This window comes from Rhodococcus sp. BP-316 (genome assembly GCF_019836105.1).
Classification (GTDB): Bacteria; Actinomycetota; Actinomycetes; order Mycobacteriales; family Mycobacteriaceae; genus Rhodococcoides.
This window is the reverse complement of the sequence record NZ_JABUEE010000001.1, coordinates 44,591-67,549: the sequence shown is the minus strand read 5'-3', so window position 1 is coordinate 67,549 and position 22,959 is coordinate 44,591. Positions and strand designations below refer to the sequence as shown.

The window sequence follows — 22,959 nt, the reverse complement described above, 5'->3', positions numbered from 1 at the left end:
GTGTTCTCTCTTTCTGTGGGGTGATCAGGAGACGAAGAGGGGGCGTCCGCGCCGGACGTGACGTTCGCCCAGGTGGTCCAGCAGCGGATCCGATTCGTCGGACAGAGCCGGAAGCGCGCGTGCGACCGAGGCCGCGACCCGGTCGCACTCGGCCGCGAGCGCCACGGTGCACCCCGCCACGGCGCCCGGGTCCAACGCGAGAAGTCGCTGGGCGGCGATGGCGGCGCCCGTCATGGCCGTGTAGATCTGCACGGACGCCGTCTCGTACGGTCCCGCGCCGGTGACGGCACCGACGACTCCCGCCACGACGGGCAGGTGCGGGCGCCGTCCGACCGCCGTCCAGTCGTGGTCCGGCCACACCGTCTCGGCGAGGCGACGCAATCCCCTCCCCTGGGCGCGGGACGCGGCGCGAGCCGCAGGAGACGGCGTGCGGGCGTCGGTCTCGCGATCGGCGGCGTCCGCGGGCAGGACACCGGCGGCCACAGCGGCAGCGATCGACGCCGCCACGGCGCCGCTGATGCGCATACGCCGCAGCAGATACGCCTCGAGCGTCGGCAGGTCCCGGACGAGTCCCTCGGCGATCGCCTCCTCGACTCCCCCCGAGTGCACGTGCCCACCGATCGGGAGCCGTGAGTCGGCGAGGGTGAGCAACGTGGCGAGGCCGACACCGGAATGCGGATTCGTCATCAGAACAGGAAGTACCGCTGCGCCATCGGCAGCTCCGTCGCCGGCTGCTCGGTCCAGACGTCGCCGTCGATGCGGACGGTGAAGGTGTCCGGATCGACCTCGATGCGGGGAACCGCGTCGTTGTTCACCATCTGTGCCTTTCCGATGCCGCGGACGTTCCCGACCGGAACGAATCGACGCGCGACGTCGAGGCGATCGGCCAGCCCGGCGTCGAGCGCCTGGGGCGCGACGAAGTGCACGGACGTGGCGGCCGCCGCCTTGGGTGCCGCTCCGAACATCGGTCGCGGCAGTTCCGGCTGCGGTGTCGGAATCGAGGCGTTGGCGTCGCCCATGGTGGCCCACGCGATCATGCCGCCCTTGATCACCAGATGCGGCCGGACGCCGAAGAACGCCGGCTCCCACAGCACGAGGTCGGCCAACTTGCCGGGCTCGACGGATCCGACCTCGCCGTCGAGTCCGTGCGCCACGGCCGGGCAGATCGTGTACTTCGCGACGTACCGCATCGCGCGGTTGTTGTCCGCACGGTAGTCACCGGCGAGGAAGCCACGACGCTTCTTCATCACGTGTGCGGTCTGCCACGTCCGCATGACCACCTCACCGATGCGTCCCATTGCCTGCGAGTCGCTGCCGATCATCGAGATGGCACCCATGTCGTGCAACAGATCCTCGGCCGCGATGGTCGAGGGGCGGATGCGGCTCTCGGCGAAGGCGAGGTCCTCGGGAATGGACGGGCTGAGGTGGTGACAGACCATCAGCATGTCGAGATGCTCGTCGAGAGTGTTGACCGTGTGCGGCCGAGTCGGGTTGGTCGAACTCGGGAGCACGTGGGGCTGCGAGGCGACCGTGATGATGTCCGGCGCGTGCCCGCCGCCCGCACCCTCCGTGTGGTACGAGTGGATGCCGCGACCGGCGATCGCGCCGAGGGTGTCCTCGACGAAGCCCGCCTCGTTCAGAGTGTCCGAGTGGAGCGCCGCCTGCACACCGGCCTCGTCGCAGACCCGCAGGCACGCGTCGATGGCGGCCGGGGTCGAGCCCCAGTCCTCGTGCAGCTTGAATCCCGATGCGCCGGAACGTAACTGCTCCCACATCGCGTCGGGTGAGACGGTGTTGCCCTTGCCCAGCAGCGCCACGTTCAGCGGCCACCCGTCCATGGCCTCGAGCATCCGCGCCAGATGCCAGGCACCCGGGGTCACGGTGGTCGCCTTCGTGCCCTCGGCGGGGCCGGTGCCGCCGGCGATGATGGTGGTGATGCCACCGCCGAGCGCCTCCTCCATGAGCTGGGGGGCGATGAGGTGCACGTGGCAGTCGATGGCGCCGGCGGTCAGGATCTTGCCGTTGCCGGCGATGATCTCGGTGGACGGCCCGATGACGAGACCGGGATGCACTCCCGGCATGGTGTCCGGGTTCCCGGCCTTGCCCAGCGCCACGATCCGTCCGTCACGCAGTCCGACGTCGGCCTTGATCACGCCCCAGTGGTCGAGAACCACGACACCGGTGATGACCGTGTCGGGCGCACCGTCGGCCCGCGTGGCCCGCGACTGTCCCATCGACTCGCGGATCACCTTGCCGCCACCGAACACGGCCTCGTCGCCGGCGAGACCCGGCCCACCGCTGCGGTCCTCGGTGATCTCGATCAGCAGATCGGTGTCTGCCAGGCGGATCCGGTCACCCGTGGTGGGTCCGTACAGCTCCGCGTAGCGCGAACGATCGAGGTACGCCATCAGTGACCGTCCCGGGGTGTCGTGTCGTCCAGTGCGCCGGGCGGGGTGAGCGAGATGCCGTGAACCTCGCGGAGACCGCCGATGTCGACGAGCACGACCTCCTGCGCGATACCCGGTTCGAACCGCACCGCGGTGCCCGCCGGGATGTCGAGGCGCTTCCCGTGCGCGGCGACGCGATCGAACGTCAGCGCGGCGTTGGCCTGCGGGAGATGGACGTGACTACCCACCTGCACCGGCCGATCGCCGTCGTTCACGACGTCGAGAGTGAGCGACGCACGACCGGCGTTGAGCTCGATCGACCCGTCCTCGGTGATGATCTCTCCGGGAATCACGCGTACTCCTTCACGAGATCGGGTCATGAACGGTGATGAGCTTGGTGCCGTCCGGGAACGTGGCCTCCACCTGCACCTCGTGCAGCATCTCCGGGATGCCGTCCATCACGTCGGCGCGGGTCAGCACCTCACGGCCCGACGACATCAGTTCCGCCACGGACCGCCCGTCGCGTGCGCCCTCGAGCAGGTGGTCGGTGATCAGCGCGATCGCCTCCGGATGGTTCAACCGGAGTCCGCGCTGCTGCCGGCGACGCGCCAGTTCCGCGGCGTAGCTGAGCAGCAACCTCTCCTGCTCGTGCGGAGACAATCTCATGGGGGACACTTCCCTTCGCGGCGAACGACGGCGACAGGCAATGCTGGCACGACCTCGGCCGTCGCGCTCGCCGGACGCGCGTCAGGACGCGCCGATCCGCCCCGTGTCCTCGATGTTCTGCAGTCGGACCTGGCCGCGGGCGATGAGACGGTCCGCGGCATCGGTGATGGTGACGGTCCAGATCTGCTGGGTCCGCCCGCGGTGCACGGGCAGTGCCTCGGCGGTGAGCACGCCCTCGCGGGCGGCGCGGATGAAATCGGTGGTGTTGTTGACTCCGACGACGTGGCCGCGATCCCCCAACCACAGGGCGCCCGCCGTGCTCGCCAGCGACTCGACGACGGCGCAGTGCACGCCGCCGTGCACGATCCCGAACGGCTGCAGGAGTTCCGGGCGCACGGTCCACTCCGCGGTGACCCGATCGGGTCCCAGTTCGCGGAACTGCAGACCCAGCACCTTCCCGAAACCGCTGTCCAGCTGCTCTCGAAGTTCGTCCGACACCGACGGTGACACATCGTTCATGGCGTTCAGTGAATCACGTGGACGGACACGAAGCGGCGGGCCTCGCAGTGTGTCGCGAGGCCCGCCGGGGCACGGACGCCGACGTCGCTGCAGCCCTCAGGACGTCGGCACGATCCGAAGTTCGTGTGGCTCAGACTTTACAGGATAGCCTTGCCTAAGTCACGCAGGTCGCCGTAACCGAACGCGCCACCCCGCGTCGACGAACGCATCGAGGAGCATCTGACCCCTGCGCCAGCCGCCGTCACGAGAGACGCCACCCAGCAACGGAACTCGTGCCGAGGCGCCGAGGACCGACTCGCCCACGATGCGGCTCATCTGCGTGACGTCCAGAGGACCGAGCGCGGACAACCCTGCCGCGGCGACCTCGAGCGAGCGAGCAGCGCGATGCGCGGTCCAGGCCGCGAGCGCCTCGTCGCACGGCATGACCACCGTTCCCGCGGTCGCGCCCGAGCCGGACACCGAGCGCAGCGCGGTGTCCCGCACGCCCGCCCAGTCGATGCCCACGTCGCTGTCGAGATGGATCCAGAGATTCTCGGGGCCGGGGTCCCACACCCGTCCACATCCGACGAACGCCGCGGCCGACCGTCCCACGACCGCGTGCACGAGTGCGGCCGCCACCTGGTCCACCGCACGACGCGGGTCCGGATGGTCGAGCGACGACCGGCGCAGCAGGGCCTCGAAGCGGCCCGACTCGAGCCCGGTGGCGAACGACCACCAGCGACGCTTGCTCTGCTCGGCCATGTCCGCGACGGCGTACACGCGGGGGGCCTCCGGATCGAGGTGTCGCAGAGCGGTCATGGTGTGCCGGAAGGCGGTGGACACCGCGGCTCGACGATCGTGCGGTGAGACGACGGTGTCGATCGTGACTGTCATCGGATGGAACTCCTCGTCTGCAGGTGCCCGGACGGTGACACGCACCGACCGGTCGAGGCGACCGGTCGAGTCATAAGGTAAGCCTAACCAATACATCGAAGACAACCGGGTGTGGTTCGCATCACCGCGAGACCGCGCCGCCACACGACTGCTTAGGCTTGCGTAACCTTCCATGAGAGACACCACCACACCGATCGAGGAGGACCGCGTGACCGACACCGCGTCCGGACCTCTCGCATCTCACCCCGGCCCGAACGACCTCCCCGAGCCCGGCACCACGGTTCGTCCCGATCGCGACTACTCGATCGCCGACGCGGATCGGCGGGCGCCCGGCCGGGTGACCGTCGCGGCAGCCTCGGCGGTCGACGTCGGTGTCGTCCTGCTCCCCCTCGTGCTCGGCCTCGTCGTCGTCCGATCGCTCGCCGACGACAACGGCGGCGGCCAGGTCGACCGCGCGGTCTTCGGCGTCATCGCGGTGCTCGCGGCCGCGGGTGTGCTGGTGTGGAACCGGGGGTTCCGGGACGGTCGCGCCGGACAGAGCGTCGGAAAGTCCCTGTTCGCCCTCGTGCTGCGGGACGCCGAGACCGGTGACGCGGTGGGCGTCCGACCTGCGCTGACGCTGCGTCGGAAGCCCGGTGTCGAGACGGTCCGGCTCACCGTCGCGGTCGCGGAGGACTTCGAACCGGTCGCTCCGGACACCTCCTCGGCAGCGACCCGTCGACGCCGCACCTCCGGACTGATCATCCTCGTCGCCGCCATCGTGCTCGTCGCGCTCATGAGCGTGGCCGTCGGTGCGCGGCCGCTCACCTTCGCCGAGATCTTCCATGCGCTGTTCTCCGCCACCGGGACCGACACCGACGTGATCGTCCGGTCGCTACGCCTCCCCCGCACGATCCTGGGACTCGTCGTGGGCATCGCACTCGGTGTCGCCGGCGCCCTGATCCAGGGCCACACCCGCAATCCGCTCGCCGATGCCGGGTTGCTCGGCCTCAACGCCGGTGCCGCCTTCTTCGTCGTCATGGCGATCTACCTCTTCGGCATCACGTCCCCCGGTGGCTACCTCTGGTTCGCCTTCGCCGGCGCTGCCGCCGCCAGCATCGTCGTGTTCGGTACCGCGTCTCTGGGCGGGGCGCGGGCCAACCCGCTGTCGTTGGCCCTCGCGGGAGCCGCGATCGCGTTCTTCCTGCAGGCCATGACCAACGCGGTGGTGCTGCTCGATCAGACCACCCTCGACAGCTACCGGTTCTGGGTCGTCGGCTCCGTCTCGGGACGCGGGCCGGACATCTTCTGGACAGTGCTCCCGTTCATCGTCATCGGGCTGATCATCGCCGTCGCGGGCACGCCCGCCCTCAACACGATCAGCCTCGGTGACGACGTCGCCCGCTCACTGGGCACCAACATCACCCTCACGCGCGTCGTCGGCATCGTGGCCATCACACTCCTGACCGGCGCGGCGACCGCTGCGTGTGGGCCCGTGGCCTTCGTCGGACTGGTGGTGCCCCACATCGCGCGTGCCATCACCGGCCCGGACTATCGCTGGCTGCTCCCGTTCGCCGGCGCGCTGGGCGGTGTCCTGCTCGTGCTCGCCGACGTCATCGGTCGCGTCGTCGTGCGGCCCGGTGAACTGCAGGTCGGCATCGTGCTCGCGCTGATCGGCGCGCCGTTCTTCATCGCCCTGGTACGCCGTCGGACGTTGGTGTCGCTGTGACCGCCCACCCGACCGTCCGTTCCGCGGCGACCGCGCCGTCGGTGGCGGGTCGCCCGGCCTTCCGCATGGGACCGCTGTCGACGGTGCGTCGCCCCGCCAGGGTGCTCGTCACCCTCGCCCTCGCGATCGTGCTGTTCCTCGTGTTCTGTCTGAACGTCGGGCGCGGCGACTACCCGCTGTCGATCCCGGACGTCGTGAACGTGTTGGTGGGCGGCGGCTCGCGGATCGAGCGTTTCGTCGTCATGGACCTCCGCCTGCCGCGTGCCCTCACGGGCGCGCTCGTCGGCGCCGCGCTCGCCGTCTCCGGCGCGTTGATGCAGTCGATCACCCGCAACTCACTCGCGAGCCCGGACATTCTCGGCATCACGTCCGGCGCGAGCGTCGCCGCCATCTCGCTGATCGTCCTGAGCGGCACCAGTACGGCCGTGGGCCTGTTCGCCACGCTCGGCGTGACCCTCGCCGCTCTCGTCGGCGGGCTGCTCACCGCAGCGCTGGTGTACCTGTTGTCGTGGCGGGGCGGAGTGCAGGGCATGCGGCTGGTGCTCGTGGGCATCGCGATCAACGCCATGATGGTCGCGCTGATCGGCTGGATGTTGGTCAATGCCGACATCACCGACGTCACCCGCGCCCAGCTGTGGCTCACCGGGACGCTGTCCGGCGCCACGTGGTCGCAGGTGTGGCCCGTCACCGCCGCCGTGGTCGTTCTCGGAGCGGGCTCGGTGATCATGTCGTTCCGACTGTCCGCCATGCGGCTCGGGCCGGACACCGCCCGCTCGCTGGGCGTGGACGTGCAGCGGTCCCAGGCCGTCCTGCTCGTCATCTCGGTCGCGATGGCCGCCATCGCCACGAGCGTCGCCGGCCCGATCGGATTCGTGGCCCTCGCCGCGCCGCAGATCGCCCTGCGGCTGACCCGGTGCGCCGAGCCTCCGCTGATCGCCTCGGCCCTCACCGGCGCCGTCACCGTGGTGGGGTCCGACCTGGTGGCGCGCACGATTCTGCCGGTCGAGCTCCCCGTCGGCATCGTCACGTCCGTCCTCGGCGGACCCTTCCTCCTCTATCTGCTGGTCCGAGTCAACCGAAAGGCGACAGTATGAGCGTGCACGCGCATCCGGAGATCACCGGAGCCACACCTCCGCACCGTCTCGCCGCGGAGAACATCTCGGTCGGCTACGGCGACCGCATCATCATCGAGGGGCTCGACCTCGAGATCCACACCGGCGTCGTCACGACGGTCATCGGACCCAACGGCTGCGGCAAGTCGACTCTGCTGCGCGCCCTCGGCCGCCTGCTGTCCCCGCGCCAGGGCCAGGTGACGCTGGACGGCAAGGCGATCGGTCACATGAAGACCCGCGACGTCGCGCGCACTCTCGGGGTGCTCCCGCAGTCACCGATCGCCCCGGAGGGGCTGACGGTGGCGGACCTGGTGGCACGAGGCCGCCATCCCCACCAGTCCTGGATCCGGCAGTGGTCCCGCGACGACGAGTCCGAGGTGGCGCGTGCGCTGAAGCTCACCGGTATCGAGGATCTCGCCGAACGTCCCGTCGACCAGCTCTCGGGAGGACAGCGCCAGCGTGCCTGGATCTCCATGGCACTGGCGCAGGGCACCGACGTCCTGCTCCTCGACGAGCCGACCACCTACCTCGATCTCGCGCACTCCATCGAGGTCCTCGACCTGGTGGACCGGATGCACGACGAGATGGGCCGGACCGTGGTGATGGTGCTGCACGACCTCAACCTGGCCGTCCGCTACAGCGACCGTCTCGTGGTCATGCACGAGGGAGCGATCGTCGCCAGCGGTACGCCGTCCGAGGTCATCTCCGAGAAGATGCTCTTCGACGTCTTCGGCCTGTCCGCGGCCGTCATCGACGACCCGGTCTCCGATCGTCCGCTGATCGTGCCCATCGGCACCCGCCACGTCCGGGCGGGCGCCGGCATCCGACCGGCCTGACGGTCAGCGGTCGATCATCGTCTTCACGAGCCGGACACTCTGACCGAAGGACACGTCCGGCAGGTAGGCCCGTCCGATGGCGTTGCCGATGCTCGGTAGCGCAGCCGGATCGGGGAACGTCATGTACATCGGCTCGTACACCGGCTGGAACTTCGACTTGAACGCCAGCAACGACCGGAAGCCGTAGACCGGTTCGAGCGTGCGGCCCACGACGTCGAGCAGACGCTCGAGCATCCCCGAGAGTGTCGACGTCTGCGCCGTGTCCTCGGTCGGATCGCCCACCTTGGCCAGCGGCGCTCCCGACAGACTGAGGAACTGCGCGCCCTCCTCCTGCAGGGACAGTGCGGCGGACGCGATGAGGAATTCCATCGCGGGCCGGAAGCCCTCGGACCGACGGCGCATGAAGTCCAGGGTCCAGCCCACGACGACGCCGTCGCGGTACACCGGCATCCACGAGGTGATGCCGTGCACGGTGCGCTGCTCGTCCACGGCGATGAGGCACCGGACCTGCGGATCGTCGACCTCGTCCAGGCCGCCGAGCGTGAAGCCCATCTCGGGCATGCCCTTGTCGGCGACCCATTCCTCGGAGATCGCGGTGATCTGGTCCGTGATCGCCAGCGGCGCCGTCGGGAACGAGATCCACTCGGCCTCGACACCGGCCTTCTTCGCCCGGTTCACCGCGGTGCGGACGTCCTGGAACTTCTTGCCCGTGAAGGCGAGATCCGCGAGCGGGAGCACGGTCTCCTCCCCCACCTGGATGCTCTCCCAGCCCAGAGCGCCGGTGATCGCCGCGACGTCCGGCGTCACCGAGTAGAAGCAGGGCGACCATCCGTTCGCGGCGGCGTACTCGGAGAAGCCGACGATGGCCGCCTCCCGGTCCGCGGGCGGACCCACCGGATCGCCGGTGGTGAGGGCGATACCCGAGATCACCCGGAACGCGACGTAACTGTGACCGTCGGGCGAGAACCAGTACCGGTTGCCGCGCCACGTCGTCATCCAGGACAGGGCGCTGCCGCTGCTGCTCGTCAGCACCGCCCGGGCGCGCTCGGTGGCGTCGGTCTCCACGCCGTACGCCGGTCTCACGAACGATCCCGCGGTCGCGACGACCAGCACCGCCCAGAACACGATGCCCGTCCATTCGTAGAGCACGGTGGCGAGCCAGCTCGTCGGCAGGAAGGGCGGGTCGAACCACTGCAGCAGAACCGGGGGCACGAGGCGCTGCGGGAAGTCGCCGAGCAGCGTCAGCACTCCCGGGCTGCCGTCGAAGCCGGACCGGATCAGCGCGCCGACGGCGACGTAGAGAACGGCGAGAACCGCGCCGGCCCCGACCACGGTGGCCCACAGTCGCGTGTAAGTACCGGCAGGCGCGGACACGTCGAAGTTCCTGCGCGTGACCACCAGCAGTGCCATGACCGCCAGGGGGACGACGAACGGGACGGCGGTGCGGTAGAGCGTCGGATCTGCGACGCCGTAGAACAGCGTGTCGCCGTTGTCCAGATCGGCGAAGCGGATCAGGTAGTTGGCGAGCGCGAGGGCCAGCAGCACGACCTGCGAGACCATCGCACCGATCCAGGCGAACCGACGCCCGCGGCGCAGTCCGTCGCTGAGGACCAGCAGATAGACCGAGGGCATGACGCTGGCCAGCACCGGTCCCACTCCGCCGAGTCGGAGATCGAGCAGCCCGCGTCGGCAGTCGGTGGACCCCGGATCTGCACCACAGACCAGGTTCACCTCGTCGAGCGTCCACTCCTGGCTGCGGAACAGTTCGCGCAGGACGGCGAACGGGCCCACCGCATTGGGCGAGAAGGCAGCGATCATCGGGCCGATCGCGGACGCGGCGACGATGAGGGCCACCAGCACCCGACCCTCGCGGCGGGTACCGGCGAGATGAGTCGCGCGAGAGGATCGTCCGACGATCAACGGACCCGCCACTGCACCGACCACGACCGAGCCGAGCGCGGTGATGTCGGCGAGATGGCCACCGAACAGGGCCATCACGACGGTCAGCGCCACGAGGCCCACCCGCACCCGCCGACGCCAGAGCGTTCCCATGTTCGCGCTGGCCACCATCAGCGTGCCGAGGATCCAGGCCGTGGGGCCCGAGGTGACACCGAGATGGAGCTGAAAGCCCCACCCCTCGTCGAGCAACTGCCCGAGAGCGGCCAGCGCGAGACCCAGCAGCGAGCCGCCCACCTGGGTCACCAGGACGGCGACCGCGAAGCGCCGGGTACCCATCCGGTGCTCGATCGGCGCGGCCACGACGAGGAACAACGCGGTGGCGACGACGAAGGCGGCCACCCCCACGGCGAACAGCCCCGACGTGACGGGGGTCCAGAGCCGCAGGTTCTCGATCGGAACGATGCCCAGCGCGGTGTGGTGGTCGAGGAAGCTGCGATAGCTGCGCGTGGTGAGGGAGAGTACGACCAACCCCAGCCACATGACGGCCAGCAGTGCCAGGCTGACCGGAGCCCCCTTGGCGCCGTAGGCGATCGTGGACCACAACCGTGCGCCCTGACGACGGGTTCGTCCCCACCACGCGGCGATGTCGGTCCGCGCACGGGCGACCGGGCCCGGTGCAGAAGATCCTGCGGCGGACGGATCGGTCACGACGTCAACCCCAGCCGGGTGCAGAGCCAGTCCAGCTCCAGCTTCAGGCCCGCAGACCACGTCTCGTAACTATGTCCACCCGGGACCTCGGCATAACGCACGTCCATTCCGGCTTTCTGTGCGGCGGCGAGCAGCTGCTTCGCCGAGTTCTGGTAATCGGGATCACTGGCGCCGACGACGAAGGCGCCGGCGCTGGTCGGGTACTGGCGTGTGGCCATGAGGTTCATCGGGTTCACGGCCTCGAATGCGGCCTCGCTTCCGCCGAACGCCGCGTCCAGCGTGCGCTGCTTGTCCCCCAACGTCGGTTCGAGCTGCCCCGAGAGAACGAGGAAGGTCGGATAGAGCTGCGGATAGTTGGTGGTCATCTGCATGGCGCAGGTACCGCCGTAGGAGAGCCCGCCGATCGCCCAGTGCGCCGGATCGGTGTCCACCTGCAGGGTCGCGTTCACCCACGCCGGCACGTCCTTCGCCAGATAGGACGCCACGTTGCCGAGCGGAGAGTCGACGCAGAGCGGATTGGCGATGGTGGACCCGGTCGCGTCCGCCACCACCACGACGGGTGCGAGACCTGCGTGATCGGCGGCGTAGGCGTCCATCGTCTGGACCAACCGGCCGCCGGTGAGCCAGTCGTCGGGCGCTCCGGGTTGGCCGGCGAGCAGCACGAGGACGGGCAGCAGCGGCCGGCGTGCGGTGAAGTACGCGGGCGGCAGGTAGACCTTCGCGTTCCGAGCGGAGAAACCCGACTCCGTGCCCGGGATCGGCGTGTCCAGGATGCGACCACCGGTCGGCATGTCGGCGGGGGCGGTCCACACGCTCGCGAGAGGTGTACCGGTGATCGGGTCCGCTGTGCGGCCGGTGACGTCGTCGACGTCCACTTCCTGCACGGACGAGATCCCCAGGGCGGTACCGACGGTGGGGTAGGCGTCGAAGACCAGGTTGACCTGCAGCGCGGACGTCGCGACCACGGCCACCGTCGCGATCACGGTCACCACGCGGGTCCACCACCGTGTCGCGGCCAGCATCCGCGGTACGAGGAGGAACAGACCCAGGACTCCGAGACCGACCCAGACGTAGACCGACGTCTCGACGGGATCGGGAAAGACCCGCCAGATCTTCTCGATGCCGAACCACGCCGCCACCGTGAGGACGGCCGCCACCGAGACGGCCACCGGGACGGCGCGGGTGAGGTGCCGCCGACGCCGCGCGAGCACGAGCCAGACGAGCCCGAGCACTCCGACGACCGTGACGACGATCGGGACCGGTCCACTGACCAACGACGTGTCGACGAATGCCACGGCGCAACAGTAGTCGCGCAGTAGTTCTCGACGCGTGTTTCCGCGCCGGTGGACGCGCGCCGACGTGCGACGACCCGCTGCTACATCGTGTAGTACGCATTTGCGTCGGAGTGGCCGTATCATCTGACGAATGGCAGGCCTGGGCGATCTCGAACGAGCAGTGATGGAACATTTGTGGTCGAGTTCGGAGCCGCAGACCGTCCGTCAGGTCCACGAGGCACTGGCGTCGAAGCGTGAGCTCGCGTACACGACGGTCATGACGGTCCTGCAGCGTCTGGCGAAGAAGAAGCTCGTCACCCAGCAGCGGGACGACCGCGCGCATCGGTACGCTCCGGTACATGGGCGCGAAGAGCTTGTCGCCAGCCTCATGGTCGACGCCCTCCAGCAGGCCGACCGCTCGGGCGGACGCGCTGCTGCCCTGGTCCACTTCGTGGGTCGGGTCGGCGCCGACGAGGCCGCCGCACTCCGGGAGGCCCTCGCGGCACTGGAGACGCAGGACGACGGTTCCTCCAACGCCTGACCTCTCGACCCTCGACACTCCCTCCCACACGACGGTGAGGACATGAACGCACCGACAGCACTGGTCTTCGCGGTACTCGCGTTGATCCTGACGGGACCGGTTCCCGCGATGCTGTCCCGTGCGACGTGGCCGCACCGGACACCGCGCGCCGCCCTGGTGCTGTGGCAGGCGATCGCACTCGCCGCGGTGCTCTCGGCCTTCAGTTCCGGTCTCGCGATCGCGAGCCAGCTGCTCGTCCCCGGACCGGACGGTCGGCCCACCACGGCGCCGACGGCCGAGATCGACGCCCTCGGCCTCCCGCTGTGGATCCTCTACGTGACGGTGCTCGCGATCACCCTCGTCATCGGTGCGCGGCTCGTCTGGGCCACGTCCCTGGTGGCGATCAAGACCCGACGACGGCGTGCGCGACACCGCACGCTGGTCGACATCCTCGATCGCAGTGCGGGCGAGACCAGTGCCCACGGAACCGACGTGCGGGTCCTCGAGAGCCTCGACCCCATCGCCTACTGCCTGCCCGGACTGCGGCAACGCGTCGTGGTCAGCGAGGGCACGTTGTCCAACCTGGACGACGACGAGCTGGCCGCCATCCTGACCCACGAACGCTCCCACCTGCGCGCGCGGCACGATCTCGTTCTCGAGGCGTTCATGGCCGTCAACCAGGCGTTCCCGCACGTCGTGCGCAGCCGGTCCGCGCTGGGGTCGGTGCAGCTGCTGGTCGAGCTGCTCGCGGACGATTCCGCGGTGCGCGTCACGGGCCCTCGTCCCCTCGCCCGCGCTCTCGTGGCCTGCTCCGGATCATCGGCGCCGCGGGGAGCGCTGGCCGCGGGTGGGCCGAGCACGCTGGTGCGGGTGCGCCGGTTGGCCACTCCCGGTTCCACCCCGGGTGTCGCCACTCTCGCCTATCTCGCGTCGGCGGCCATCCTCGTGGTGCCGACCATCTACGTCGCCGTGCCGTGGTTGACCGAGCTGACGCGCCTCGCACGACACGGTTCGTGACTACTGGCTCACACGAGTCGGCATCGGCACCACTCGTCGCGTAGTGTTACCCGTGGTTCATCAGAACCATCCGTTAGTCGATATGGCACAAATTTCGCCGTCGCTCCGATCCGTCCCCTCGTGGACGCCACGGAGTCGTACCGGTGACAAGACACCTCACATTGCGCCCGAGCTCCGCTTGCGCATCGATGACCAGGTGATGTGTGCCCTGGCTCGTCACGCTGCGCGGTGATTCATCGTTGCTGTGCACCGACGCGCCTGCAACCCCGAGAGGTACCACCGCGTTGACCAGCGCCACCCCCGTTTCTGTTTCTGCCACCAGCACTCCCGAGGCGTCCGAGACCACGTTCTCCGACCTCGGACTTCCCGCGGCCATCGTCGCGGCGCTCGCCAAGAACGGCATCACCGTTCCCTCGCCCATCCAGAAGATGGCCATCACCGACGCCCTCGCCGGCCGTAACGTTCTCGGCCGCGCACAGACCGGATCGGGCAAGACGCTCGCGTTCGGTCTGCCGATGCTCGCCCGCCTGGCGTCGACCGGTACCAAGCCCGCCGCGAAGCGTCCCCGCGCACTGGTGCTGGTCCCCACCCGCGAGCTCGCCTTCCAGGTCGTCGACTCGCTGCAGTCCTACGCCACCGTCCTCGGACTGAGCGTGCGTCCGGCCGTCGGCGGCACCCCGTTCGGTCGTCAGGCCGATCAGCTCCGCCGCGGTGTCGACGTTCTCGTCGCCACCCCCGGACGCCTCGGCGATCACCTGCGTCAGGGCACCTGCGTCCTCGAGGCAGTGGAGATCACCGCACTCGACGAGGCCGACCAGATGGCCGACATGGGCTTCCTGCCCGAGGTGCGCGACATCCTCGGACAGACCGCGAACGGTGGCCAGCGCATGCTGTTCTCCGCCACGCTGGATCGCGAGGTCCAGTCGTTGGTCCGCCAGTTCCTGGCCGACCACGTCCAGCACTCGACCGGTGACAGCAAGGCCGCCGTCGAGTCGATGGATCACTACATCCTCAATGTCGGCCGTGGACAGAAGGACATCGTCCTGTCCGAGATCGCCGCTCGCGAGGGTGGCCGGACCATCATGTTCGCCCGCACCAAGCTCGGCTGCGACGGCATCACCGATCGCCTGCGCGCAGTCGGCATCCACGCCGAGTCGCTGCACGGCGGCAAGGCTCAGAACCAGCGCACCCGCGTGCTCGACCGCTTCAAGAGCGGCCGCACCCCCGTGCTCGTCGCCACCGACGTCGCCGCACGCGGCATCCACGTCGACGGCATCGACCTGGTCGTGCACGTCGATCCGCCCGCGGATCACAAGGACTACATGCACCGCGCCGGCCGTACGGCACGTGCCGGTGCGGCGGGCACCGTCGTCGCCATCGCGCTGCCCAACCAGCGCCGCATCATCAGCCGGCTGACCGGCCAGGCCGGGGTGAAGGTCACCTCGGTGGACGTCTCCCCCGGTTCGGTGGAGCTCGGTTCCATCACCGGAGCCAAGGCTCCGTCCGGCGAGCCGGTGCGTGAGGCACCGCGTCGCGAGCGTCCCAGTGGCCCCTCGCGCTTCGGCGCCTCGGGATCCCCGCGCACTGGTGGCTACCGTGGCGGCGACTCCGGCGGATACCGGGGTCGCGACGAGAACCGCACGGGTGGGTACCGCGGCGGTGAGTCGAGCGGTGGCTACAAGGGCCGCGACGAGAACCGCACCGGCGGCTACCGCGGCGGCGAGTCCACCGGTGGCTACAAGGGCCGGGACGAGAACCGCACGGGCGCAACGGCTTCGCGCACCGGCGGGTTCCGCAGCCGTGCTGCGGGCACCGCGCGCGACTGACAGCTCTCCCGTCCTTGTCCGGCCCCGACTTTCGCGTCGGGGCCGGGCAGGGAAAGCTGGGGGAATGACTTCCTCGGATTCTTCACCTCTCGCCCAGATCGGTGTCACCGGCCTCGCTGTAATGGGGTCCAACCTGGCGCGGAACTTCGCCCGCCACGGACACGTGGTCGCGGTGCACAACCGGAGTTACTCCAAGACACAGACTCTGCTCGACGCGCACGGCAGTGACGGCACCTTCGTCGCGTCCGAGAGCATCGAGGACTTCGTGGCCAGCCTCGAGAAGCCACGCAAGGTCGTCATCATGGTCAAGGCCGGCGATCCCACGGACGCGGTCATCGAGGAACTCGCCGGCGTCATGGACGAGGGCGACATCATCATCGACGGCGGCAACGCCCTCTACACGGACACCATCCGCCGCGAGTCCTCGTTGAAGGACCGCGGCCTTCTCTTCGTCGGCGCCGGCATCTCCGGCGGCGAGGAGGGTGCACTCAACGGCCCCTCGATCATGCCCGGCGGCCCCGCGAAGTCGTACGAGTCGGTCGGGCCCCTGCTCGAGTCGATCTCGGCACACGTGGACGGCACCCCGTGCTGCACCCACATCGGCCCCGACGGGTCCGGGCACTTCGTGAAGATGGTGCACAACGGCATCGAGTACGCCGACATGCAGCTCATCGGTGAGGCCTACAACCTGCTGCGCGACGCGCTGGGCATGGATCCGGACGCGGTCGCCGACGTCTTCCGCCAGTGGAACGAGGGCGACCTCGAGAGCTACCTCGTCGAGATCACCGCGCAGGTGCTCGCCCACAAGGACGCGAAGACCGGGAAGCCGCTGGTCGACGTCATCGTCGACGCCGCCGAGCAGAAGGGCACCGGTCGCTGGACCGTCAAGTCCGCGCTGGATCTCGGAGTCCCCGTCACCGGCATCGCCGAGGCGGTGTTCGCCCGAGCACTCTCGGGCGCGCGCGGCCAGCGCGAGGCGTCCAAGGGTCTGGCGTCGGGAACGCTCTCGGCGAAGCCCGAGGACATCGAGACCTTCACCGAGGACATCCGTTCCGCGCTGTACGCCTCCAAGGTCGTCGCCTACTCGCAGGGCTTCGATCAGATCGCCGCCGGTTCGGCCGAGTACGACTGGAATCTGCACCCCGGCGATCTCGCCACCATCTGGCGCGGAGGATGCATCATCCGGGCCCGGTTCCTGAACCGCATCAAGGACGCCTACGACGAGAACCCGGAACTGCCCGCGCTGTTGCTGGCGCCGTACTTCCGTGACGCCGTCGAGAACGCCGTCGACAGCTGGCGTCGCGTCGTGTCCACCGCGACACTCCTCGGAATCCCGGTGCCCGGCTTCGCCTCCGCCCTGTCGTACTACGACGGACTGCGCGCCGAACGTCTGCCCGCCGCGCTGACGCAGGGTCTGCGCGACTTCTTCGGAGCGCACACCTACGAGCGCATCGACGCCGACGGCAAGTTCCACACCCTGTGGAGCGAGGACCGGTCCGAGATCGAGGCCTGACCTCCGCCGTGAGTTCGTCCGTGCTCGCGGTCGGGCTCTCGCTCGTCGCGGCATTTCTCTTCGCCTGCGCCGCCGTCGCTCAGCAGACGGCGGCGTCGGCGGTCGCGGACGGGGACTCGTTGATCTCGGGTCTCGTGCGCAGCCCGCGGTGGTGGGCCGGGGTGGTCGGCGACCTGGGCGGATACCTGGTGCAGGTGGCGGCCCTGGCCGTCGGGTCGGTGTCCGTGGTGCAGCCGTTGCTCGTCAGCATGCTCCTGTTCGCGCTTCCCCTCGCCGCGAAGTACTCCGGTCTGCGGATGCGGCGCGCCACCTGGATCTCGGCCGTGGGTCTCACGGTCGCGTTGGTGGCGTTCGTCGCGGTCGGCGACCCCACCGAGGGCACCGCCGACGCGCCGCTGTCGGTGTGGGCACTGCCGTTGGCCGCCGTGGTGGCGGTGGCATTGGTCGGCGCCGTCGCCGGTGTGCTCACGCGCGAGCCCGGTCGTGCGGCGCTGCTGCTCGGAGTCGGCGGTGGGCTGCTGTTCGGCGTCGCCGTCGCGTTCACCAAGTACGTCACCGACCTGGTGGAGTCCGATCTGCTCGGCGCCCTCACCGCGTGGCAGACGTACGCGTTGATCGCCGCGGGAGTCTCGGGCTTCTACCTGCAGCAGCGTGCTTTCCAGGCCGGTCCGCTCGCGGCGTCGCTGCCGGCGGTGACCGTGTGCGAGCCGCTGGCGGCGGTGTTCCTCGGCATCGTGGTGCTCGACGAACGGCTCCGCCTCGACGGACTGCGCGGCGTGGTCGTCGCCTCCGCCGTGATCGTCATGATCGTGACCACCGTGGTTCTCTCGCGGGAGCAGGGGCGCGCGGACGACGCCGTCCCGGTTGTCTGACCCACCCTCGACGTCGCCGCCGCAAGATATATCCGTCGGTCGCGTACGCTGGCGTCCCGTGCATTTCCTTCGCGACCAGCGCCCGCCCTACGACCTGACGTACGACGACGTGTTCCTCGTCCCGAACCACACGACGGTCACGTCCCGTTTCGACGTCGATCTGGCGAGTGTCGACGGCTCAGGGACCACCATTCCCATCGTCGTCGCCAACATGACCGCCGTGGCCGGCCGCCGGATGGCGGAGACGGTCGCGCGACGCGGCGGCATCGTCGTCATCCCGCAGGACCTGCCGACCGCGGCCGTCGCCGAGACGGTCTCCTTCGTCAAGAGCCGGAACCTGGTGGCGGACACCCCGGTCGTGTTGACGGCGGAGGACTCGGTCTCCGACGCTCTCGCCCTCATGCCCAAGCGTGCCCACGGCGTCGTCGTGGTCGTGGACGGTGACACGGCCGTGGGCATCGTCTCCGAGGCGGCGTGCACGGACGTCGATCGCTTCGCGCGCCTCTCGACGGTGATGGACAAGGACTTCGTGACGGCCTCCGTGGACACGAGTCCCCGCGAGATCTTCGAGCAGCTCGAGGCCCGGCACGAGAACCTCGCCGTGCTGACCGGACCGGACGGCGCACTCGCGGGAGTGCTCACCCGCACCGGTGCGCTCCGCGCCGGCATCTACCGGCCCGCCACCGACGCCGACGGACGCCTGCGCATCGCCGCCGCCGTCGGCATCAATGGTGACGTGGGCGCGAAGGCCGCCGCCCTGGTCGAGGCCGGGGCCGACGTCCTGGTGCTCGACACCGCCCACGGCCACCAGCAGAAGATGCTCGATGCGCTGGCCGTCGTCGCGGCGCTCGATCTGGGCGTGCCCCTGGTCGCCGGCAACGTCGTGTCAGCAGCAGGTACCCGTGACCTGATCGAGGCCGGCGCGGACATCGTCAAGGTCGGTGTGGGCCCCGGCGCCATGTGCACCACCCGCATGATGACCGGCGTGGGCCGCCCGCAGTTCTCGGCCGTCGAGGAGTGCGCCGCCGCGGCGCGCGAGCTGGGCAAGCACGTGTGGGCCGACGGCGGGGTCCGACATCCCCGCGACGTCGCGCTCGCCGTCGCTGCGGGTGCCTCCAACGTCATGATCGGGTCCTGGTTCGCCGGCACCCACGAGTCGCCCGGAGATCTCCGCGTCGACGCCGCCGGGGTGGCCTACAAGGAGAGCTTCGGCATGGCGTCGAAGCGAGCCGTGGCCGCACGCACCGCGGCGGACAGTGCGTTCGACCAGGCGCGCAAGGGCCTGTTCGAGGAAGGCATCTCCAGCTCGCGGATGCGCCTCGATCCGGAGCGGCCCGGTGTCGAGGACCTCATCGATCACATCTGCGCGGGTGTGCGCAGCACCTGCACGTACGCCGGTGCGCGCTCGCTCGAGGAGCTGCATCGGGATGCCGTGCTCGGCATCCAGTCTGCGGCGGGCTTCGCCGAGGGGCGGCCGCTCCCGTCCGGCTGGTGATCTCGGCCGCACTCGTGCTCACGCCGCCGACTCGGTGATTCCGGGTCGGCGACGATACGATGTGTGCGATAGCGGCGCCCCCGAGCGGGTACCGCTGTGACACGCGCCGATTCTGCGGCGCAGGCGTCGCCTCCACGCGAACGCCACACGACAGGAAGGACACCGGTGCCCGAGGCACCCACGACGACGCCGACCCCCGGGTCCGGCACTCCGTCCCCGGACCGACCGTCCCGAGACCGCCCCTCCCCCGACGGGGAGTCGTCCGGCGGTCTCTCTCCGGAGGGCTCCTCTAGGTCGCCGGGCTCACCCGGCGCTTCCCCGACGACCACCTCGAGTCGCAGCGAGGTGAGTCCCTCGTGACCGTTCTCGTTCCGATCCTGTCCCTCGTGGGCTTCGTCGCGCTGACGGCGGGAACGGCGATCTTCGTCGCCGCGGAGTTCTCCCTCACCGCACTCGAACGCAGCACCGTCGACGCGGCGGCCCGCGACGGTGACATGCGCTCCCGCCAGGTCCAGCACGCGCACAGGACGCTGTCGTTCCAGCTCTCCGGTGCGCAGCTCGGCATCACCATCACCACGCTGATCACCGGCTACATCGCCGAACCGGTGCTGGCGCGATTCATCACCCCCGCCGCCACGGCACTCGGTGCGTCCGACTCGCTCGCCGGCGCCGTGTCACTGGTGCTGGCGCTCGTCATCGCCACGTCGGCGTCGATGGTGTTCGGCGAGCTGGTGCCCAAGAACATGGCCATCTCCAATCCGATGAAGGTGGCGCGGGCGACGGCCGGCCTGCAGGCAGGATTCTCCCTCGTCTTCCGCTGGGCCATCAACGGTCTCAACGGTTCCGCGAACTGGGTGGTCCGCCGCCTCGGCGTCGAGCCCGCGGAGGAACTGCGTTCGGCGCGCTCGCCCCAGGAACTCGGGTCGCTGGTGCGCTCCTCCGCGGAACACGGCTCCATCGACCAGCGCACCGCTCTCCTCGTCGACCGCTCGCTGCAGTTCGGCGAGCGCACGGCGGAGGAGTTGATGACCCCCCGCGTGAAGATCGAGACCCTCGCCGCGGACGACACGGTCGCCGACCTCATCGACACCGCGGCCCGCACCGGGTTCTCCCGGTTCCCCGTCGTCAACGGCGACCTCGACGACACCGTGGGCGTCGTTCACATCAAGCACGCGTTCACCGTGCCCGCCGAGCGTCGCGCCGGAACGACGGTCAGCTCCCTCGCGCAGCGTGTTCCCAACGTCCCCTCGAGCCTGGACGGCGACACCGTCATGGAACGGGTGCGCGCCGACGGCATGCAGGTCGCCATCGTGGTGGACGAATACGGCGGCACCGCGGGCATCGTCACCATGGAGGACCTCATCGAGGAGATCGTCGGCGACGTCCGCGACGAGCACGACACCCGCGAGGTCGACGTCCAACGCGTCGCCGACGGGTGGCTCTGCTCCGGACTCCTGCGCATCGACGAGGTCACCGAGTTCACTGGGTACGCGGCACCCGAGGGCGAGTACGACACCCTCGGTGGCCTGGTGTTGACGCAGTTCGAACGCATCCCCGACGCCGGCGACCAGGTCATCCTGCCGCCCCCGAGCGGAGACCTCGAGTCCGACGAGGGCGGCTGGGTCGCGCGCGTGGACGCGATGGACGGGCGCCGGATCGACCGGATCCTCGTACGCCCGGCCGCGGAGGACGAGATCACCCGGCTGCGCGCCGAGACCGTCCGCGAGCACGACCGGGAGGCCCTCGATGGGTGACCTTCTCGCCGTCGGCCTCGCGGTCGTCCTCCTGCTCCTCAACGCCTTCTTCGTCGGTGCCGAGTTCTCTCTGATCTCGGCACGCCGCGACCGCCTCGAGAGTCTGGTGGTGCAGGGCAAGAAGCGGGCTCAGACGGTCATCGAGGCCGGTCAGAACCTGTCGATGATGCTCGCGGCCGCGCAGCTCGGCATCACCATCTGCTCGATCCTGCTCGGGCGCGTGGCGGAACCCGCCGTGGCCCACCTGATCGAGCGTCCGTTCGAGCTGCTCGGCGTACCCGACTCCCTGCTGCACCCCATCGGGTTCGCCCTCGCCCTGGGCATCGTGGTGATCCTGCACATCCTCATCGGCGAGATGGTGCCGAAAAACATCGCGATCGCCGGACCGGAAGCGACGGCGATGTTGCTGGTGCCCGTGCATCTGTGGTGGTTACGTGTCGCGAAGCCGCTGATCTCCTTCTACAACCTGTGCGCCAACGGCACACTGCGGTTGTTGCGCGTCGAGCCGAAGGACGAGCTGGACTCGTCGGTGTCGGCGGACCAGCTCTCCGACATGATCGGCGAGTCCCGCTCGGAGGGACTCATCGACGAGGAGGAGCACCGCCGGCTGACGCAGGCTCTCGAGACGTCGGGTCGCACCGTGCGGGAGGTCCTCATCCCGCTGGACAAGGCCCGCACGGTGGTCTGCGGACCCAAGGGACCCACGCTGGGTGCGATCGAGGAGGCCGTCCGCGAGACCGGTTTCTCGCGGTACCCGGTCCGCGACGAGACCGACGGCATGATCGGGTATCTCCACATCAAGGACGTCCTCGATCTGATGGCGGACCCGCTGGCCGACTCGGAGACCATCATCCCGCGCTCGGACGTCCGCCTTCTGCCGATCATCGACGCACGCACCCCTCTCGACGAGGCGTTGGCCGGTCTCCGCCGCCGACGCAGTCACCTCGGCGCCGTGGTGGAGACGGGCAGGGGCACCATCGGCATCGTCGCTCTCGAGGACCTCGTCGAGGAGTTCGTCGGCACGGTGCGCGACGGCACCCACCTCGTGGAGGACGTCGTCCCCGGGCCCGACGCGCCGTGACGTCCGTCGTGTCGGACACCGATCTCGTCGTTCTCGGACCGGACGCGTGGCATCCTCGGCGGCTCGCTCACGGCGAGCGGGTGGACGAGATGATCGGTGCCTATCTGGAGCGGCGCGCGGTCGGCGAGCCGCATCCGGTGCTCGACTTCCTCTTCACCTACTACAGCCTCAAGCCGGGCCATCTGCGCCGGTGGCACCCCGGTCACGGCTCGGTACTGACCGGGCCGGGCATCGAGGACTACCGCGGACGCTCCGGGTACGTGGACGTCGCCGTGGGCGGGCGACCCGGCGTCACGGTGTCGTCCGAGTTCCTCGACCGGCGGTCGTCCGCGATCGAGTTCGTGAGCACCCTGATCGGCCGGACGGCCACCCGCCCCGCGCAGCTGGGCTGCTTCGGTCTGCACGAGTGGGCGATGGTCTACCGCGGCGGGGACGAGGCTCTGCGTCACGACGTGCCGCTGCGCCTCGGTCACGACGGCACCGACGCGGTGGTGGAGTCGATGCCGTTGCGCTGCACCCACTACGACGCGTTCCGTTTCTTCACCCCGGACGCGGTCCCGCGGAACGCGCTCGAGCTGACGCCGGAGCACCGGCTCCTGACGGAACAGCCGGGCTGCCTGCACGCCTCGATGGATCTGTACAAGTGGGTGGCGAAGCTCGGACCGCTGCTGCCGTCCGAACTGCTGCTCGACTGCTTCGCGCTGTCGATGACGGCGCGTGAACTGGACATGCGGGCGAGCCCGTACGACCTCACGGCGTACGGCTACTCCCCCGTGCGTGTCGAGACCCCGACCGGGCGCGCCGAGTACGTGCGCGCCCAGTCGGCGATCGCGGAACGAGGCGCCGCTCTGCGAGTCGCGATCGGCGGCCTGCTCGCTGATCTGCGCTGACCGTTCGGG

The 22,959-nt window shown here is 69.7% G+C and carries 20 protein-coding genes; 12 read left to right on the top strand and 8 right to left on the bottom strand.

Going from position 1 to position 22,959, the window contains the following annotated elements; genetic code table 11:
- Positions 1–24: 24 nt before the first annotated feature.
- The 6 genes from HQ312_RS00315 to HQ312_RS00290 form a co-directional block, all read right to left on the bottom strand.
- Entirely contained in the window at positions 25–687 is a 663-nt protein-coding gene (locus HQ312_RS00315) for an urease accessory protein UreF (RefSeq protein ID WP_222637503.1), read from the bottom strand.
- The gene (locus tag HQ312_RS00310) at positions 687–2,408 is read right to left on the bottom strand and encodes an urease subunit alpha (protein WP_222637502.1); all 1,722 of its coding nucleotides are present in this window, start codon (positions 2,406–2,408) and stop codon (positions 687–689) included. The genes HQ312_RS00315 and HQ312_RS00310 overlap by 1 nt, the downstream gene beginning before the upstream one ends.
- Complete coding sequence (locus HQ312_RS00305; protein WP_027505418.1) at positions 2,408–2,740, bottom strand: urease subunit beta; 333 nt, start codon at positions 2,738–2,740, stop codon at positions 2,408–2,410. The genes HQ312_RS00310 and HQ312_RS00305 overlap by 1 nt, the downstream gene beginning before the upstream one ends.
- Positions 2,741–2,750: 10 nt before the next feature.
- A complete protein-coding gene (locus HQ312_RS00300; protein ID WP_027505419.1) occupies positions 2,751–3,053 on the bottom strand; it encodes an urease subunit gamma in 303 nt (100 codons plus the stop codon).
- A gap of 81 nt (positions 3,054–3,134) precedes the next feature.
- The gene (locus tag HQ312_RS00295; RefSeq protein WP_222631273.1) at positions 3,135–3,572 is read right to left on the bottom strand and encodes a PaaI family thioesterase; all 438 of its coding nucleotides are present in this window, start codon (positions 3,570–3,572) and stop codon (positions 3,135–3,137) included.
- Between the two features lie 159 nt (positions 3,573–3,731).
- Positions 3,732–4,445, bottom strand: a complete 714-nt coding sequence (locus HQ312_RS00290) for a hypothetical protein (RefSeq protein ID WP_222631275.1) — start codon at positions 4,443–4,445, stop codon at positions 3,732–3,734.
- 172 nt (positions 4,446–4,617) lie between these two features.
- On the opposite strand from HQ312_RS00290, the gene HQ312_RS00285 reads away from it, so the two are divergent.
- The 3 genes from HQ312_RS00285 to HQ312_RS00275 all read left to right on the top strand — a co-directional run bounded on the left by HQ312_RS00285 (position 4,618) and on the right by HQ312_RS00275 (position 8,101).
- On the top strand, positions 4,618–6,153 hold the full coding sequence (locus tag HQ312_RS00285) for an iron ABC transporter permease (protein ID WP_222637501.1): 1,536 nt from the start codon (positions 4,618–4,620) through the stop codon (positions 6,151–6,153).
- A 65-nt stretch (positions 6,154–6,218) separates the two neighbouring features.
- A complete protein-coding gene (locus HQ312_RS00280; protein ID WP_081821226.1) occupies positions 6,219–7,247 on the top strand; it encodes an iron chelate uptake ABC transporter family permease subunit in 1,029 nt (342 codons plus the stop codon).
- Positions 7,244–8,101 carry an ABC transporter ATP-binding protein gene (locus HQ312_RS00275; RefSeq protein ID WP_056444458.1) on the top strand — a complete coding sequence of 286 codons (858 nt, stop codon included), beginning with the start codon at positions 7,244–7,246 and terminating at the stop codon, positions 8,099–8,101. The genes HQ312_RS00280 and HQ312_RS00275 overlap by 4 nt, the downstream gene beginning before the upstream one ends.
- 3 nt (positions 8,102–8,104) lie before the next feature.
- Here the strand turns inward: HQ312_RS00275 and HQ312_RS00270 are convergent, their stop codons facing one another.
- Together HQ312_RS00270 and HQ312_RS00265 are read right to left on the bottom strand one after the other, a co-directional pair.
- Complete coding sequence (locus HQ312_RS00270) at positions 8,105–10,708, bottom strand: bifunctional lysylphosphatidylglycerol flippase/synthetase MprF (protein WP_374198268.1); 2,604 nt, start codon at positions 10,706–10,708, stop codon at positions 8,105–8,107.
- Entirely contained in the window at positions 10,705–12,003 is a 1,299-nt protein-coding gene (locus HQ312_RS00265; RefSeq protein ID WP_308123747.1) for an alpha/beta hydrolase-fold protein, read from the bottom strand. Before HQ312_RS00265 ends, HQ312_RS00270 begins: the two co-directional genes overlap by 4 nt.
- A 130-nt stretch (positions 12,004–12,133) precedes the next feature.
- On the opposite strand from HQ312_RS00265, the gene HQ312_RS00260 reads away from it, so the two are divergent.
- The 9 genes from HQ312_RS00260 (at position 12,134) to HQ312_RS00220 (ending at position 22,950) form a co-directional block, all read left to right on the top strand.
- Positions 12,134–12,523, top strand: coding sequence for a BlaI/MecI/CopY family transcriptional regulator (locus HQ312_RS00260; protein ID WP_027505427.1), 390 nt, complete (start codon positions 12,134–12,136; stop codon positions 12,521–12,523).
- 42 nt (positions 12,524–12,565) lie between these two features.
- Entirely contained in the window at positions 12,566–13,519 is a 954-nt protein-coding gene (locus tag HQ312_RS00255; protein WP_027505428.1) for a M56 family metallopeptidase, read from the top strand.
- Positions 13,520–13,803: 284 nt separating this feature from the next.
- Positions 13,804–15,345, top strand: coding sequence for a DEAD/DEAH box helicase (locus HQ312_RS00250; protein WP_051613283.1), 1,542 nt, complete (start codon positions 13,804–13,806; stop codon positions 15,343–15,345).
- Positions 15,346–15,409: 64 nt separating this feature from the next.
- The gene (gndA, locus tag HQ312_RS00245) at positions 15,410–16,858 is read left to right on the top strand and encodes an NADP-dependent phosphogluconate dehydrogenase (RefSeq protein ID WP_027505429.1); all 1,449 of its coding nucleotides are present in this window, start codon (positions 15,410–15,412) and stop codon (positions 16,856–16,858) included.
- An 8-nt stretch (positions 16,859–16,866) separates the two neighbouring features.
- Positions 16,867–17,730: a DMT family transporter gene (locus tag HQ312_RS00240; protein WP_231476281.1), complete on the top strand. Its 864-nt coding sequence runs from the start codon at positions 16,867–16,869 to the stop codon at positions 17,728–17,730.
- A 58-nt stretch (positions 17,731–17,788) separates the two neighbouring features.
- On the top strand, positions 17,789–19,225 hold the full coding sequence (locus tag HQ312_RS00235; RefSeq protein WP_222631279.1) for a GuaB1 family IMP dehydrogenase-related protein: 1,437 nt from the start codon (positions 17,789–17,791) through the stop codon (positions 19,223–19,225).
- A 356-nt stretch (positions 19,226–19,581) separates the two neighbouring features.
- On the top strand, positions 19,582–20,979 hold the full coding sequence (locus HQ312_RS00230; RefSeq protein ID WP_056445121.1) for a hemolysin family protein: 1,398 nt from the start codon (positions 19,582–19,584) through the stop codon (positions 20,977–20,979).
- The gene (locus HQ312_RS00225) at positions 20,972–22,060 is read left to right on the top strand and encodes a hemolysin family protein (RefSeq protein ID WP_222637499.1); all 1,089 of its coding nucleotides are present in this window, start codon (positions 20,972–20,974) and stop codon (positions 22,058–22,060) included. Before HQ312_RS00230 ends, HQ312_RS00225 begins: the two co-directional genes overlap by 8 nt.
- Complete coding sequence (locus tag HQ312_RS00220; protein ID WP_374198267.1) at positions 22,057–22,950, top strand: 3-methyladenine DNA glycosylase; 894 nt, start codon at positions 22,057–22,059, stop codon at positions 22,948–22,950. The genes HQ312_RS00225 and HQ312_RS00220 overlap by 4 nt, the downstream gene beginning before the upstream one ends.
- Positions 22,951–22,959: the final 9 nt, after the last annotated feature.

Coding starts and splice junctions, on each gene's coding strand:
- HQ312_RS00255 (WP_027505428.1), top strand. CDS start 12,566: ATGAACGCACCGACAGCACTGGTCTTCGCGGTACTCGCGTTGATCCTG.
- HQ312_RS00315 (WP_222637503.1), bottom strand. CDS start 687: ATGACGAATCCGCATTCCGGTGTCGGCCTCGCCACGTTGCTCACCCTC.
- HQ312_RS00275 (WP_056444458.1), top strand. CDS start 7,244: ATGAGCGTGCACGCGCATCCGGAGATCACCGGAGCCACACCTCCGCAC.
- HQ312_RS00310 (WP_222637502.1), bottom strand. CDS start 2,408: ATGGCGTACCTCGATCGTTCGCGCTACGCGGAGCTGTACGGACCCACC.
- HQ312_RS00225 (WP_222637499.1), top strand. CDS start 20,972: ATGGGTGACCTTCTCGCCGTCGGCCTCGCGGTCGTCCTCCTGCTCCTC.
- gndA (WP_027505429.1), top strand. CDS start 15,410: ATGACTTCCTCGGATTCTTCACCTCTCGCCCAGATCGGTGTCACCGGC.
- HQ312_RS00260 (WP_027505427.1), top strand. CDS start 12,134: ATGGCAGGCCTGGGCGATCTCGAACGAGCAGTGATGGAACATTTGTGG.
- HQ312_RS00290 (WP_222631275.1), bottom strand. CDS start 4,445: ATGACAGTCACGATCGACACCGTCGTCTCACCGCACGATCGTCGAGCC.
- HQ312_RS00285 (WP_222637501.1), top strand. CDS start 4,618: ATGAGAGACACCACCACACCGATCGAGGAGGACCGCGTGACCGACACC.
- HQ312_RS00295 (WP_222631273.1), bottom strand. CDS start 3,572: ATGAACGATGTGTCACCGTCGGTGTCGGACGAACTTCGAGAGCAGCTG.
- HQ312_RS00280 (WP_081821226.1), top strand. CDS start 6,219: ATGGGACCGCTGTCGACGGTGCGTCGCCCCGCCAGGGTGCTCGTCACC.
- HQ312_RS00300 (WP_027505419.1), bottom strand. CDS start 3,053: ATGAGATTGTCTCCGCACGAGCAGGAGAGGTTGCTGCTCAGCTACGCC.